At 55.5% G+C, this 13,893-nt stretch carries 12 protein-coding genes and 1 pseudogene; 7 read left to right on the top strand and 6 right to left on the bottom strand.

Annotated features, from left to right (window positions below; all coding sequences use genetic code 11):
* Positions 1-44 precede the first annotated feature (44 nt).
* Entirely contained in the window at positions 45-473 is a 429-nt protein-coding gene (gene merR, locus I6N98_RS09630) for an Hg(II)-responsive transcriptional regulator (RefSeq protein ID WP_475630822.1), read from the bottom strand.
* Between the two features lie 73 nt (positions 474-546).
* Between merR and merT the strand changes: the two genes are divergently transcribed.
* From merT to merA, 3 genes are read left to right on the top strand one after another with little or no spacing between them, the layout of a single operon-like run.
* Positions 547-897: a mercuric ion transporter MerT gene (gene merT, locus I6N98_RS09625; RefSeq protein WP_198568182.1), complete on the top strand. Its 351-nt coding sequence runs from the start codon at positions 547-549 to the stop codon at positions 895-897.
* A 10-nt stretch (positions 898-907) separates the two neighbouring features.
* Positions 908-1,204, top strand: a complete 297-nt coding sequence (gene merP, locus I6N98_RS18605; RefSeq protein WP_232787297.1) for a mercury resistance system periplasmic binding protein MerP — start codon at positions 908-910, stop codon at positions 1,202-1,204.
* 36 nt (positions 1,205-1,240) lie between these two features.
* The gene (gene merA / locus I6N98_RS09620) at positions 1,241-2,647 is read left to right on the top strand and encodes a mercury(II) reductase (RefSeq protein ID WP_232787296.1); all 1,407 of its coding nucleotides are present in this window, start codon (positions 1,241-1,243) and stop codon (positions 2,645-2,647) included.
* A gap of 15 nt (positions 2,648-2,662) precedes the next feature.
* Here merA and I6N98_RS09615 read toward each other — a convergent pair whose 3' ends face one another.
* Positions 2,663-3,619 carry an arsenic resistance protein gene (locus tag I6N98_RS09615; protein ID WP_022960223.1) on the bottom strand — a complete coding sequence of 319 codons (957 nt, stop codon included), beginning with the start codon at positions 3,617-3,619 and terminating at the stop codon, positions 2,663-2,665.
* A 302-nt stretch (positions 3,620-3,921) separates the two neighbouring features.
* Between I6N98_RS09615 and I6N98_RS18820 the strand changes: the two are divergent.
* A pseudogene (locus I6N98_RS18820) lies at positions 3,922-3,972 on the top strand (hypothetical protein); the annotation flags it as partial.
* On the opposite strand, the gene I6N98_RS09610 reads toward I6N98_RS18820, so the two are convergent.
* From I6N98_RS09610 to I6N98_RS09595, 4 genes are all read right to left on the bottom strand, one after another.
* Positions 3,952-5,148: a tyrosine-type recombinase/integrase gene (locus I6N98_RS09610; RefSeq protein ID WP_198568181.1), complete on the bottom strand. Its 1,197-nt coding sequence runs from the start codon at positions 5,146-5,148 to the stop codon at positions 3,952-3,954. The pseudogene I6N98_RS18820 and the gene I6N98_RS09610 sit on opposite strands and share 21 nt — an antisense overlap.
* 326 nt (positions 5,149-5,474) lie before the next feature.
* Positions 5,475-5,957: a type II toxin-antitoxin system death-on-curing family toxin gene (locus I6N98_RS09605; protein WP_198568180.1), complete on the bottom strand. Its 483-nt coding sequence runs from the start codon at positions 5,955-5,957 to the stop codon at positions 5,475-5,477.
* A gap of 7 nt (positions 5,958-5,964) precedes the next feature.
* Positions 5,965-6,141: a hypothetical protein gene (locus I6N98_RS09600; protein WP_198568179.1), complete on the bottom strand. Its 177-nt coding sequence runs from the start codon at positions 6,139-6,141 to the stop codon at positions 5,965-5,967.
* Between the two features lie 470 nt (positions 6,142-6,611).
* The gene (locus I6N98_RS09595) at positions 6,612-10,064 is read right to left on the bottom strand and encodes a class I SAM-dependent DNA methyltransferase (protein ID WP_198568178.1); all 3,453 of its coding nucleotides are present in this window, start codon (positions 10,062-10,064) and stop codon (positions 6,612-6,614) included.
* A gap of 285 nt (positions 10,065-10,349) precedes the next feature.
* Here I6N98_RS09595 and I6N98_RS09590 point away from each other — a divergent pair, with 285 nt between their 5' ends.
* The 3 genes from I6N98_RS09590 (at position 10,350) to I6N98_RS09580 (ending at position 13,834) form a co-directional block, all read left to right on the top strand.
* Complete coding sequence (locus I6N98_RS09590; RefSeq protein WP_198568177.1) at positions 10,350-11,021, top strand: outer membrane beta-barrel protein; 672 nt, start codon at positions 10,350-10,352, stop codon at positions 11,019-11,021.
* 138 nt (positions 11,022-11,159) lie between these two features.
* Positions 11,160-11,678, top strand: coding sequence for a (2Fe-2S)-binding protein (locus tag I6N98_RS09585; RefSeq protein WP_198568176.1), 519 nt, complete (start codon positions 11,160-11,162; stop codon positions 11,676-11,678).
* Positions 11,675-13,834 (top strand): xanthine dehydrogenase family protein molybdopterin-binding subunit, encoded by a 2,160-nt coding sequence (locus I6N98_RS09580; RefSeq protein WP_198568175.1) that lies wholly within the window; start codon positions 11,675-11,677, stop codon positions 13,832-13,834. Before I6N98_RS09585 ends, I6N98_RS09580 begins: the two co-directional genes overlap by 4 nt.
* Positions 13,835-13,893: the final 59 nt, after the last annotated feature.

Here is a 13,893-nt window from a genome sequence, read left to right as displayed (position 1 = left end):
ATCCCATTCCAGTAGTTTTGGTAATCGATTGCCCGGCATCTCCATCATTGAGCAACTGTTTCAAACCCCTCGTGGAGGGATGCGATCAGCGGGCAGGTGACACTGTCCTTCTGGGTGCAGCACTCCTCGACGAGTTGGTCGAGCACGCCTTCAATTTGCTGAAGACTGCGGATCTTGTCTCGCACGTTGCCCAGCTTGCGCTCGCCCAGTGCTTTGGCCTCGTCGCAATGGGTGCCGTCTTCGAGTTTCAGCAGTTCTCCGATCTCCTCCAGACTGAATCCCAGCCATCGCGCCCTGCGGATGAATCGAAGCCTTGCCAGCGCGTCCTCGTCGTAGCGGCGAATCCCGCCTAAGGGCTTCTCAGGCTCTGTCATCAGCCCCAGCCGCTGGTAGTAGCGAATGGTTTCGACGTTTATCTCTGCGGCCTTGGCCAGACTGCCGATGGTCATGGATGTGGATTTGGAACCGGACACGATGCTTGACTCCGTAGTCGACTACGGAGATAAGCTTGCCACAGTGGTGAATGAAACAACAGGAGGTTTGCCCATGCCTGAATTCAAAACGGGACGCGGTTCGTTGCTTGCCGGGGGTGTCGCAGCCTTGCTGGCCTCTGCCTGTTGCCTGGGACCGTTGGTGTTGGTGGTGCTGGGTTTTTCCGGCGCCTGGATCGGTAATTTAACCGCATTGGAACCCTATCGTCCCTGGTTTCTGGGTGCTTCCCTGGTGGCCATGGTGTTGGCCTGGCGCCAGATATACCGGCCGACCAGGGCTTGTGAACCCGGCGATGTATGCGCTGCACCCAGGGTGCATGGCGCTTACAAAGCCGCCTTCTGGTTCGTAGCGTTGCTGATCGTCATCGCCGCGGTGTTCCCCTATGTCCTACCCCTGTTTTATTGAGAGACCAGAAATGAAAAAGTTCTTGCTTGCAAGTTCACTGATTGCCCTGTTCAGTCTGCCCCTCTGGGGTGCGGAGCAGACCGTCACACTGGATGTGCCCGGTATGACCTGCGCCGCCTGTCCGATCACCGTCAAGACCGCACTCAACCGGGTTGAAGGTGTCAGGGACGTCAATGTCAGCTTCGAGCGGCGCGAAGCCAGGGTCACCTTCGAGGACACGCAAACCTCCGCCACAACGTTGATTGAGGCCACGGCCAACGTCGGTTATCCATCTACCCTCAAACAAAGCGCGACGGATCAGAAGTAATGAGCTTGTGGGATAATTTTCGGATAGGACGCTGTCATGATTGAAGCGCAAGTGATACACATTGCTGTTATCGGTACCGGCGGTGCCGCCATGGCCGCGGCACTGAAAGCGACGGAACGCGGCGCCCGGGTAACCGTGATCGAGCGAGACACTCTTGGTGGCACCTGCGTGAATACCGGATGCGTACCGTCGAAGATCCTGATCCGAGCGGCGCATATCGCTCACCTTCGACGAAATAGCCCCTTTGACGATGGACTCGGCGCCGGGGCACCGCACGTAGCTCGTGCCAGACTGCTGGAACAACAGCAGGGATTGGTAGAAGGGCTGCGCGAAGCTAAATATGCCCATATTCTACGTGACAACCCGGCCATTACCCTGATCCAGGGAACAGCGCAATTCGTGGCGGCCAATGCGATCGCCGTTACCACACCGGAGGGCGGAGTGCGGCGAATCAAATTTGATCGGGCATTTATCGGCACGGGTGCGCGACCGGCGATCCCACCCATTCCGGGGTTGGCCGATACGCCGTACCTGACTTCCACCTCCGCCTTGTCGCTTCCCGTCATCCCGAAGCGCCTGTTGGTGATCGGGGGGTCAGCGGTGGCATTGGAGCTTGCCCAGGCTTTTGCACGGCTGGGCAGTCAGGTAACCATCCTGGCGCGCAGCCGACTGCTTTCCCGTGACGATCCGGCTGTAGGCGATGCCATTCGGAAGGCATTTGAGCAGGAAGGCATTCGGGTATTGCTGCGGACCCAGGCCAGCCGGGTCGATTACGCCGATGGAGAGTTCATACTGGATACCAATGCCGGGGAATTGCGAGCAGAGCAGTTGTTGATCGCCACCGGACGCACACCCAATACCGAACGGTTGGGTCTGGAACAGATTGGCGTGAAGACAGTGCGTGGCGCGATTCAGGTGGATGGGCGAATGCAAACCAACGTGCCAGGCATCTATGCGGCGGGCGATTGCACCGATCACCCCCAGTTCGTCTATGTGGCCGCCGCCGGGGGCAGCCGGGCCGGGGTCAACATGAGCGGCGGCGACGCTCTGCTTGACCTCAGCGCCATGCCGGCGGTGATTTTTACCGATCCACAGGTGGCGACCGTTGGCTTGACGGAAGAACAGGCGACCACGCAGGGGTTGCAGGTCGATACTCGCGTGCTCAGTTTGGACAGCGTGCCGCGCGCCTTGGTGAATTTCGACACCCAAGGCTTTATCAAAATGGTGGCCGAACAGGATTCAGGCCGCTTGCTGGGAGTGCAGGCAGTTGCCGCCGAGGCTGGAGAACTGATCCAGACGGCAGTAATGGTGATGCGGGCCAATATGACCGTGCAGGAAATGGCTGAAGAGCTGTTTCCCTACCTGACCATGGTGGAAGGGCTCAAGCTCTGCGCCCAGACTTTTACCACGGATGTGACTCAATTGTCCTGTTGCGCCGGGTAAGGCTGCGTTCCCGGCTCAGTCGGCATTCCTGATCAGGCGCGGCAGCCAGCGCAGATATGCGACCATGCCGAACAACTCGACCAGGGATTGGAAGACGATGACAACGATGGCGGCACGCCAGGGCTCCGGCAGTGACAGCGCCAGCGGCAGCATGACGAAGGAGTTGCGGGTACCAAAGCTGAAGGTGAGGGTGCGGCCGATAGTGGGCGTGAACCCGAATAGCTCACTGAGCCCCTTGCCGATGGTAGCGGCGGCAACCAGATAAAGTACAAAAACCACAAGCGCCGACCACAGCAGGGCGCCATTGTCGATCACCAGGCTGACCTGGGAGCCGGCAATCAGAAACACCACCAGTGCCAGCAACGGCACGGGCAGCCACCCAAGCCAGTCCACCAGTGTTTGCGCGCGCGGGTGCTTTTCCGTCAACCGTTCGGTAATCCAGGCCAGGATCAGCGGGGTGACAATCAATCCGAAGAATGCCGGCAGCAAGTGGCTGCCAACCGCCAGTTCAATGGCGATATTGCCCATGAAGAGCCAGATATAAATGGGTAGCAAAATGAGCTGGACCAGCAGAAGGATCGGCGCGGCCGCTATGGCCCTGGCACCGTCCCCACCACCGAGATGGGTAAAACTGATAAACCAGTCCGTACAGGGCACCAGCAGTACCAGCAGTACGCCGAGACGAATAGCGGGATCATCCGGTAACAGCCACAACAGAAGACCAACGACCACCGGTATCAGGATAAAATTGCCCGTCAGCAAAGCGGCCAGAAAGCGGCGATCACGAAATGCCGACCTGAGATGTATCAGTGGTACCTGAGTGAAAGTAGTGTACAGGAGAACACCCAGGGCCGGCCAAAGCAGCGCTTCCCAATGACGAGTCTGCTCTGGTGACATCCAGCCGATGGCCATGCCGGCCAGGATGGCAACCAGATAAAACCAGACCTGATATTGTTCTAGGCTGTTACGCATTTGGCTTCTTCCACGATGATACCCGGACTCGGCACCTGTTTGTGTGGGCCGGATAGTACCATGGGAGTCCTGTGAGTCACGGTGTTGTCAGCCAACGTGTCTGTGGGAGTTCCTTCCAACCCCAGCAAAGTACTACTGCATACGCTGAGATATGCCCCAAGTTACCGGCCGATTTCTTAGGGAAAATCTGGGGCAATTTGATCGCCAAACTATGCCATTTCAGGCCATATTGCGTAGTACGGTGTAGGCTTCCTACGATGGTGATAATAAAAGAAAATACGTATTTTTAGCCGTTTGGCGTTCAGTCTGTCCCCACTCTTGGAGAATGGTCATTAGGGTTCCGCCTTATTTGATTTCAGCCTGGTGATAATCTGGCGTCGATTTGCCACCAGTTCGGCTGCTTCCCGCACCGGATCGTCCTCGACATGAACGTATCGCATGAACATGGTCACGGTTTTGTGAGCGGTCAGTGCCATACCCACTTTGATCGGGATGCCGGAATTGGCGATGTCGGTGGCAGCGCGATGCCGGATGCCGTGTGTGCCAACAAGGGGGATGCCGGCCCTTTTCAGTATGCGGCGCCAGGCGCCATAGTAGGCGTTTTGGGTCAACGGCTTGTTGGGATCTTCCAGAGCAGGGCAGACGTACTCCGATTTGCTGTGGATTGCGGCATCAGAGAGCAGTTCGTAGGCTTCCGAGCTGATAGGTTTGGACATGTCACCGGTTTTGCTGTCGGGCCAGACTACTCGGCGACCGACCAGGTCTACCCACTCCCATCGCAGCGCCAGGATTTCGGACATTCTGGCGGCAAAGGCAAATTGGAGCCGAATGCCGAGAATCGGAGAAGGGTGTTCAAATTCCTCCTCTTCTGTTTTCTCCAGTTGCCTGAATAAGAGGATCATCTCCTTGTCGGTAAGTAGTCGAGTTTTGCCTTTCTCTGGGAACTTGGTCACGTGGCGGCAAGGATTGGTGCCATCCGGGCGGTACCCCCACAGTTCAGCCAGGTTGAACATTTTGCGAACACAAGCCAGTATCCGGTTAGCCTGGGTGGGTGTTTTTTCCAGGCGCTTCATGAGAGCCAGAATATCGGCTCGTTCTACCTCGTGGACTTTCAAGGTGCCCATAGAGGGGAGAAGATATTTATCGATATGGTACTGGTTTTTCTTTTGGGTAAGTGGTTTGTTGTGCGGTATACAGTGATCTTCCATAAAGCGTTTGCATAAATCTTTAACCGTCGGGGCTTGCCGATCCCTGGCTTTTTGGCCTGAAGGGTCATTGCCCCGGCGTACATCCGCCAGCAAATCCTGAGCGAGGGTGCGGGCCTGTTCGACAGTCAGCTCGCCAAACAGGCCAAGTGACGGCTTGCGTCGCTTGCCACTGTTTGTGCGATACTGGAGCATGAAAACCTTGCGTCCAGTTGGGGTGACTTTGCAGAAAAATCCGGGTACGAGGGTATCCCTCAATTCAATGTCGGTTTCTCCCGGTTGGGCACCGGCAACGATGGTTTTTGTGAGCTTTACTCGCGGCATTTCTGGACTCCTGAAACCTCCGGTTCCAGGTCTTATCCAAGGAGCAAATAGGAGCCTCGGGAGAGCGAACCAGAGCGATTAGCATCAAACTCCGGCATATGATCCCTTTTTTTAAGTCTTTGAAAAACCAGCTGAATCGCGCCGTATACAAGCAGGGAGTACCCCGGAGTGGAAGCCAGACTACCGCTTAAAATCTCCCGATCATTGCGATCGTGCCGGTTCGATTCCGGCCTCGGGCACCAATAAATGAGCGATTTTCATCGCTCTAAAACTAAACTGGTTCGTTATCCGAGAAGAACTGGTTCAGACTCGGCTAAAGGGCTGTGCTAGGCTCTAAAGCCTTCGTATTCTGAAAACACAATATGCAGACAATCGGATAACAAGTCAGCAGAATCTGATGGGCGTGAGTGCGTCGCAATCCAGTATGCGACTTGCGACATATTGATTTGGTCTTCGGCGATACCTTTGCAGAATGTTAGCGTTTCACTGAGTGGCGGGTCGAATCGGTAACCGTTTATACGCAAGAAAACCACAGCAGATACAAAAGCTGTTCGTTTGTTCCCATTTAAAAACGCGTGAGCTTTGATAGTGGAAGTTAACAAGACCGCCGCCAACGTCGCCATGTCGTTGGTCTCCTCGTAATAGCGGTACATGCTAGGGCGGGATTGAGCCCCGTGTAGGATAGAATTTTCTATAACCCCGATAGGTTCTTCAGGGGTTATAGAAAGGATGACAAAGGAATTGATATCTTCTATGTCTTGTGGTGACAGGTAACGAATGCTGCCATCACAGTATTCCGTTGTAGACATTTAGACGCTAGATTTTGGCCAGCTCTTTGAGGGTTTCGTGATTGCGCACCAAAGCCTCCGCGCATGCTGCGCGTACGATTTTTTTGTGGTCACCAGTGGTGGGGCGAGGCGGCATAACGTCGTCCCGCTTGCGCTCAGGCAAGTCCATGCGTGGCTCATTTGCACGCTCTACGACGACGTTCATTATTTCACTCCCTGGACACATGTACCGCAGTTAGTAAATTACCAGACTGCTATTTGTTTAGTTATAAGGTCTGACACCTATATTGGATTTTGGTGCGTTAAACTCATCAATTGGGCGGTTTTCGACCTTGCGTGAGGGAGATTACCTATTATTTTTGATAATTTCTACGACTGTGGATGACAAGTCAGGCAACCAGAGGGGATTTTCTATCTATTTTGTGAGTTTTTACGCATGTTTTTGAGAAATTTGCAGGATTTTACTGAAATACGTTATCCGGAATCCTCCGGCTTCCTGTCTGAAGCCCTATGCCGATTTGCTGCAACTGGGGTCTAAAAAACACCACGTCGTCATCAATGACATAGAGTGCTGCAGAGAGGACTTTGAAAGCGGGTTGCACGGCAACGGCTAATAGTAGCTTTGCCTCTATATTGCTTCTTGCCGAGACATATTTGGTTCCTTTCGCCCGTTGTTCAGTTCGCTAATTGCCAGATGTCATCGGACTTCGAGACATGGCCCAACGCCGCCAATGCCTCCAGAATCTGCCCTACGCCTTTTAGCGGGATACGTTTGAATTGTGCTGCGATTGCCGCGTCGGTTTGTGGGCCAATAGCCAGTGCCTTTCTAACGGCTTCGACCTGGGCGGGGATATCCTTGGGCCAGGTTTCTTTCTTGCCTGCCTGGCTATTCTGTTCAGCCGGTTTATCGGCAGCGATATCGAGCTTGGCAGAAGATTGCTGGCTGTCGGGTGCCTGGTAGTCCGGACGCAGCCAGCGAATATGGCCCTGTGCTTCCTCTGCAGCACGCTGGTGATTGAGGGCGACCAGACGGCACAACAGCTCCTCCTCGGCTTCGGCTTGCTCAGCGGGCTTGTCAGATAGGGGCGTGGTGGCACCGGGGCGACCTACCAGTATCTTGCCCAGGTCGCTCCAGCCATAAGCTTCGAATACGGCGGTATCGAGTTCGTCATGCAGTTCTCGTAGCACCGATATTAGTCCTTGCTCGTGGATGGTTTTGTCTTTGGAGGTCAGCGGTTCTTCGGCGCGCAGCTTCTCCAGTACGTTGTACATTCCGGTGAGGGTTAGTTTCTCGTGCTCAGATTGCTGACGTTTGCGGTGGTTGTCGATCTGTCTGGCGAGTTCGCCAATGGTATTTGCTTGGTCGTCGGGCAACTCCGGGAAAGGGAAGGTCTCGAAACAGCGGATCTTGTTATACCTGGGGCGGTCTTCTAAAGTCCCACCAGCTGCGAGCGCCCATGCAACATGAATACGACTGCATAAAATTCCTAATTGGTAAGGGTCTGGAAGAGCGATGCTGACCAACATTTGGTCTGGCAGAACTTCACTATCTAAAAATTGGAATAGTCGATGTTTTGCGGTCATCACTGTTGCAATATACCTTTCCAGTCCAGAGAGTGAAGTTCTCATGTCTTCGTTATTGCGTCGGTGTAACCACCATTTTTCACGTAAATCTTTATCTTTATTTACGTCTCTTTCTGGTTTCACTCTATCAAGTAACCATTGATAAACCGCTGGGTGTCTCGTTCTAACTTGGTCAATTTCTAGACCGTAGCAGTCGATAACCTTCGCACCTCTTGGGCGAGCGGTTAGGTCTTTACCATTTCTATATGGTTTTATTAATGTGCTGTCGCCAAGCGCTTTTGCTTGTTCAGTATTGAGAATCATGCCTTTCCCATGCGGTATTACACCTGTTGTACTGACCTTAGAATTAGCCTGCAATGTGGCGACTGTTGATATGTTGGCTCCAACCGTTAAATCAGGGTTGATCTGTCCAATTGTTCGCGAAAATGTAATATCTCGGGTTTCTTCGCCCCTACGGGATTCTGAGACTACTTTGCATAACTCGCCAGAATTGCTGTTACTGATTTTGGTTACAGACATTGAAATCCGAACGGCTGCGCCGTCGTTACTATCTACCCATGGGTGGTCAGGTATGACGAATGAAAGCATGAGCGGTTTGTTTTTTCTGTTGAGGTGGGACTCTAAAACTCTACGATTAAATCCTTGACGAAGGCTGTTTGTTGTTATTAGTCCGAATCTTTGAGAAACACCTACGCGAACGTTTTCTGCTGCAATGTGCCACCAATACATTACGAGATCGCAAGAGTCCGGAACCTCCCCTTTGTATGCCTCGCGCAATGCGTCGACGTATCCAATTCCCAGTGCATCCCTAATCTTTAACTTCCCAATAAAGGGGGGATTGCCGACGATATAATTCGCCTTTGGCCACTTGGTCTTTCTGGGTCGGATGAAGTGGTACACGGGCGTCCGACCAGCGTCGTCTGGTACTAGTTCACCGGTGGCTGCGCTTGTCTTAAAACTGATGCCATCCCAGATCGTTTTGGGTTGGCCATCTTCATCCAGCATCGGCTCTCGACTATCGTATTCGATAAGCGCATCTCGGCACTCGATATTCTTAAAGTCTCGCAGTATCGGCTCAGGCAAATTAAGCTTGCCATAAAGTCGGTAGTGCCATTGTAGATACCCTATCCATAGCACTACCTCGGCGATAGCAGCAGCGCGGGGATTGATCTCCATACCCAGGAATTGGTGTGGGTCTACCGTTAAACCTTCGGTATCCATCGCCTGCTGCCCGGCAGAGAGATCGCGGATGGTATTTAGCACTTCTCCTTCCAGCCGCTTCATATGCTCCAGCGCCACATAAAGGAAGTTCCCGCTGCCACAGGCTGGGTCGAGCACGCGCACCTGACACAGCTTGTAGTGAAAGGCCTGCAGCTCTTTCAGCGCTTTGTCGGTCTTGTCCTGCTGTATCCAGGTTTCTGCGGCGACCTGTACCGTGCTCCATTCTTCCCGCAATGGCTCGATCAAGGTGGGCATCACCAGGCGTTCAACATAGGCCCGAGGAGTGTAGTGGGCGCCCAGTTTGTGGCGCTCTCTGGGGTCGAGGGCGCGTTCCAGCAGGGTGCCGAATATCGCCGGTTCCACAAAGCGCCAGTCGGCCTTGGCTGCCTCTACCAACATGCCGATCTGGTCACTTGTCAGAGGAATTGGATCAATCGAGGCAAACAGTCCGCCGTTAAAGCGCTGTAGCTTGGCCATGAGTTGACCTTCAAAACCGCCAGTGTTCATCGTGCTCCAGAGGGAACGCATAGAGTCTGGGAAGTGCTCTGGTGTGCCCTCAAGACGCTGTAGCAGGTTGGTAAAGCTGTCTTGGGGAAGTAGCTCGACATCCTCGCAGAACATGGTGAACAGGCAACGTTTCAGGAAGTGGGCGACGCGTTCTACATCGTAACCACTTTGTTCCAGCGAACGGGCCAATTGGGCCAGCTTATCGCTAATCTGGCGCGTTACTTTGGCCGCGCGCTTGGAGGGGTCCAGTGCGTCCGGGTCCAGCCAAAGTTGGCGCAGGCGTTCGCGGATGTCAGGATCACGCAGATCTTCAACACGAATACGGTGGCTGCTGGGGTCGGGGTAGGGTACGTAGGTGCCACCCGAGCGGGTGAATTCCGAATAGAGCTCCAGGGAGCGCCCCACATCCGTCACTACGATAAACGGCGGACGGCCTTCGTCGCCAGGGAGGGCGCGGACGTATTGGTCTGCCTGATTCTGGGCGGCCAGCATGGCCTTGTCCCACCCCTGAGTTTCCAGCGCCTTGCCGGTCTGCTTCGCCTCCAGCACGAAGGCACCACGACGATAGAGGTCGATAAACCCACGGTTTACCGAACCATCAGCCTTGCTGATATCGACGCGACGCTCGAAGACGTAGGCATTCTGTTCGTTGTCGTTGCTGGCAGGGTCAGGCTGGGGTAGGGCGAGCAGGGTGCAAAGCTCCGTTAAGAAGAGTTGGTAGTTGGCTTTTTCCGTACCGCTGACATTTTCCCAGCGGCCAATAAATTCTTCTATGGCGCCTGACTGCATGGATTCTTCCGTGATCTCGTGGGGCATTAAGTAAACTCGGAGTTATAGTTATCAAAACAGGCTGATGCTAAACGGAAATGTTAAGGCATAGCGGCTACAAAGGCCATTTCATAGCTATCGCGACGCCAGGCGATACTGTAATTCCACCCCCCCATATTTGTAGCTTTTTAAGTGTTTACAACTGTTGCTCAGCAGGTACGCCTTCGATTGCCACAATGGGGCGATCTTGCAGACGGATTATCACCGGTTCAGCATCAGTTAATCCCCAGCCCACAATAATGCCTCCACTATCCCAATTTCAGGAGCGTGGTGATGAAAGTCTCTACCCTTGCAGCAGTCTCTATACTTACCTTAGCTTCCAGCCCCGCGTGGAGTGAACACTACGGCCGCGATCCCTACCGCAGTCAATCCGGCCCCGGCATGTACCTTTTTGGCGGCGCGGGGATTACCTCCTTTGACTACGAAGATGAAGATCACCGCTTTAGTTTTGGTGACGGTTCGCTGTCCAACATCGAGGTAGACAACGATTCCGCCGGTGCCAGGGTGGGCTTGGGTATCAGCTTTTTGCCCGAGTTGGCGCTGGAGCTGGGCTACGTCAATCTCGGCGAGTTGGAGGCGATTGCCACCTCCAATGGCTCGCAAGCACTCAGTGGCGGCTATGCCCCAGGTCGGGTGTTTATGGAGGGGGATATCGACGGCGCCTTTGTCGGTGCCCGGATACAGTCGCCTATGGATGAGCCCTTTGGGCTGTTTGCCCGGGCGGGTGTGATGGCCTGGGAGTTCAGCGGCACCCTGGAGGACAGTCAGCAGCGCGGCGATTTCTCGGTTGAGGGCAGCGACCCTTATCTGGGCGGCGGGCTGCGTTTTGCCGTGGGTCGCAATACTGCCATTGAGATTGGCTACGAGTACTACTTCCTCGAGGATGACGCCAGCGTAGAGTTTGCGGCGGATCGTGTCTCGGCGGATTTTGTACTGCATTTCTAGTATTGCGTCGATTTGCCATCCAACAGCGTGTTGTTTATTACCAAGCGGTAATGGCCAAATAGCCCCTTCCTGTCGATAATCGGGGATTCACTGCGAGACGCGGAGTTCCGGCGTCTATAGCGAATTAAAGGGGGGGCTATGTCGCAGTTTAGTATCACCGTCAATGGTGAGGCCGTGGAGTTGTCAGTGGATGGCAATACGCCGTTACTGTGGGTGTTGCGGGAGCAGTTGCGCTTATTGGGCACCAAGTTTGGCTGTGGTATGGGCCTGTGCGGCGCCTGCACTGTGCATTTGGATGGCAGCCCGATACGCAGTTGCAGTTTTCCTATTCAGGCTGCCCAAGGCCGCCAGATTACCACTATTGAGGGCCTGTCCGACGGCGACGATCTGCACCCGCTGCAATCCTCGTGGTTGGAATTTAACGTGCCCCAGTGCGGTTATTGCCAGTCGGGCCAGCTGATGTCGGCGGCCGCGTTGTTGGCGAACAACCCCCAGCCCAGCGACCAGGAAATCGATGAGGCGATGTCCGGCAATATCTGCCGCTGTGGCACCTATCCCAGAATACGGGCGGCGATTCGCCACACCGCGGACAATGCGGTTCAGCAGTTTGATCCCAAGCAGACCAACGAGTCTGAGCCAATGGAGGCGCAATCATGATGCAGCGTCGCCAATTTTTAAAATCCGTCGGTGCCGTGTCCGGCGGCCTGGTACTGGCAGTGAATTTGCCCGGTTGCGCCAAAGCCCCGCTGCCTCACGGCGATGCCGATGCCCTCCAACCCAACGCATTCTTGCAGGTCGATACCAACGGTAAGGTCATTCTGCAACTGCACAAAGTCGAAATGGGGCAGGGCACCATGACCGGCCTGGCCACGCTGGTGGCAGAGGAGCTGGCGATGTCGCCAGCAGATATCCAGCTTGAGCACGCTCGCTTTCATCCCGACTTCCGCGACCCCGGCTTCCATATCATGCTGACCGGGGGCAGTTCGACCATTCGCACCAGCTTTATCCCTCTGCGGGAGGCCGCGGCGCAAATGGCAGCCTGGCTGCGTGCCGCCGGCGCCAAGGAGTGGGGGGTAGCATCCGAGTCACTCAGGGTCGCCGAGGGTCAGGTGTGGCAGGGCGACACCAGTCTCAGCTTTGCTGATTTGGTGCCAATAGCCCAGACCTTGCCAGTGCCCGAATCCGGCGAGCTGGTTAAGGCAGAGGATTTTAAGTACATCGGCAAGTACAAGCCCCGGGTGGATGCTCTGGCCAAGGTCACGGGCAAAGCGACCTTTGGCATTGATGCCGGTCCGGCGGAGGCGTTGTCGGCGGTGCTAGTCCGCTGCCCTCATTTTGATGGCGACGTGGCGTCCTTTGATGCCACCGACGCGTTGACTATGCCCGGCGTTAACGACGTATTCCAATCCCACCGCAGCGTCGCGGTGGTAGCCGACACCTATTGGCAGGCCCGCCAGGCGGCGGCAAAAGTTAAAGTCACCTGGCAGGATGGCCCCACCGCGGCTTTGTCTGACGGCAGTCTGCGAGCAGAGCGCGTGGCGCTGCTGGATGCCGACGATGCCAAAACCGTCGAGGAGGAGGGCGAGGAGACCGCCGCCACCGGCGAGCGGATCGAGGCCATCTACGACGTGCCCTACCTGGCTCACGCCGCGATGGAGCCACTGAGCGCCGTGGCCTCAGCGAGCGATACCCAGGTGGAAGTCTGGGCGGGTACCCAGTCGCCTGAGCTGGCTCTGGCCGCCATTTCCGACGTTACCGGCGTTAGTCGGGAAAACATCCATCTGCATAATCAATTGATGGGCGGTGCGTTTGGGCGCCGTACCACCGCCGATTACATCGTCGAGGCTGTGCGTGTCGCCAAAGCCATCGGCAAGCCCGTCCGTTTGCAGTGGAGCCGGGAGGACGACACCCGTCACGATCTCTATCGCCCCAATGCCACCGCGCGACTGGCCGCGACCCTGGATAACGGCGAGATCACCAGCCTGCAATTCAAGACAGCAGTGCCCAGCTTGTTCACCGTGATGTTGCCCTGGATTACCAATGCGCTGATGCCCAAATGGCTGCCTGACGGCGCCCACGGCAAGATTGGCGAATTGGCGGCCAGTCACGACCCCGCAGCCACCGAAGGCTTGATTCACTCACCCTACGCGGTGCCCTACAAACGGGTGGATTTTGCACTGCAAGAGAAATCGCTGCCGATTGGTTATTGGCGCTCGGTAGGGCATTCCCAAAACGCGTTTTTCATCGAAAGCTTTATCGATGAACTGGCCCAGCAGCTGAAGCGGGACCCGCTGGAGCTGCGTGCCTCATTGCTTAGCCCCGATAGCCGCCATGCCCGGGTACTGGACGCCGTCAAGAAACAAGCCCAGTGGGGGCAGGTTCCTGACGGTATCTATGAGGGCGTTGCGGTGCACGAGTCTTTTGGTACTGTAGTGGCGCAGGTTGCCCACGTTCGCATCGACGGCAAGCAGATTCAGGTTAAAAAAGTGTTTTGTGCGGTGGACTGCGGCCTGGCAGTCAATCCCGACGTGGTGGTGACCCAGATGCAGAGCAGCATCATCTACGGCCTGACGGCGGCGCTAAAAGGGGAGATCACCCTGAAGGAGGGCGCTGTTCAGCAAAGCAACTTCCACGATTACGCCGCCTTGCGTATGAACGAATCTCCGGACATCGAGGTGCAGATCCTCGACAGCGATGCACCGCCAAGTGGAGTGGGGGAGCCGGCGACGCCGCCCATCGCGCCAGCGGTAGCCAATGCCGTGTACGCCGCGACCGGCCAGCGTTTGCGCCGTTTGCCGCTGCGCCTGAGTTAAACAGCTCAACAGCAAAGGGGACATTTGTGCGACAATAGCCGCACGTTTTTAACAGATAG

Origin of the sequence: Spongiibacter nanhainus (assembly GCF_016132545.1) — a bacterium.
In the GTDB taxonomy this organism is placed as follows: domain Bacteria; phylum Pseudomonadota; class Gammaproteobacteria; order Pseudomonadales; family Spongiibacteraceae; genus Spongiibacter; species Spongiibacter nanhainus.
Note: the sequence above shows the minus strand (reverse complement) of the source record. Positions and strands in the feature narration are given on the sequence as shown.

Coding starts and splice junctions, on each gene's coding strand:
- I6N98_RS09615 (WP_022960223.1), bottom strand. CDS start 3,619: ATGCGTAACAGCCTAGAACAATATCAGGTCTGGTTTTATCTGGTTGCC.
- merT (WP_198568182.1), top strand. CDS start 547: ATGCCTGAATTCAAAACGGGACGCGGTTCGTTGCTTGCCGGGGGTGTC.
- merP (WP_232787297.1), top strand. CDS start 908: ATGAAAAAGTTCTTGCTTGCAAGTTCACTGATTGCCCTGTTCAGTCTG.
- I6N98_RS09585 (WP_198568176.1), top strand. CDS start 11,160: ATGTCGCAGTTTAGTATCACCGTCAATGGTGAGGCCGTGGAGTTGTCA.
- I6N98_RS09610 (WP_198568181.1), bottom strand. CDS start 5,148: ATGCCGCGAGTAAAGCTCACAAAAACCATCGTTGCCGGTGCCCAACCG.
- I6N98_RS09595 (WP_198568178.1), bottom strand. CDS start 10,064: ATGCCCCACGAGATCACGGAAGAATCCATGCAGTCAGGCGCCATAGAA.
- I6N98_RS09580 (WP_198568175.1), top strand. CDS start 11,675: ATGATGCAGCGTCGCCAATTTTTAAAATCCGTCGGTGCCGTGTCCGGC.
- I6N98_RS09600 (WP_198568179.1), bottom strand. CDS start 6,141: ATGAACGTCGTCGTAGAGCGTGCAAATGAGCCACGCATGGACTTGCCT.
- I6N98_RS09590 (WP_198568177.1), top strand. CDS start 10,350: ATGAAAGTCTCTACCCTTGCAGCAGTCTCTATACTTACCTTAGCTTCC.
- merA (WP_232787296.1), top strand. CDS start 1,241: ATGATTGAAGCGCAAGTGATACACATTGCTGTTATCGGTACCGGCGGT.
- I6N98_RS09605 (WP_198568180.1), bottom strand. CDS start 5,957: ATGTCTACAACGGAATACTGTGATGGCAGCATTCGTTACCTGTCACCA.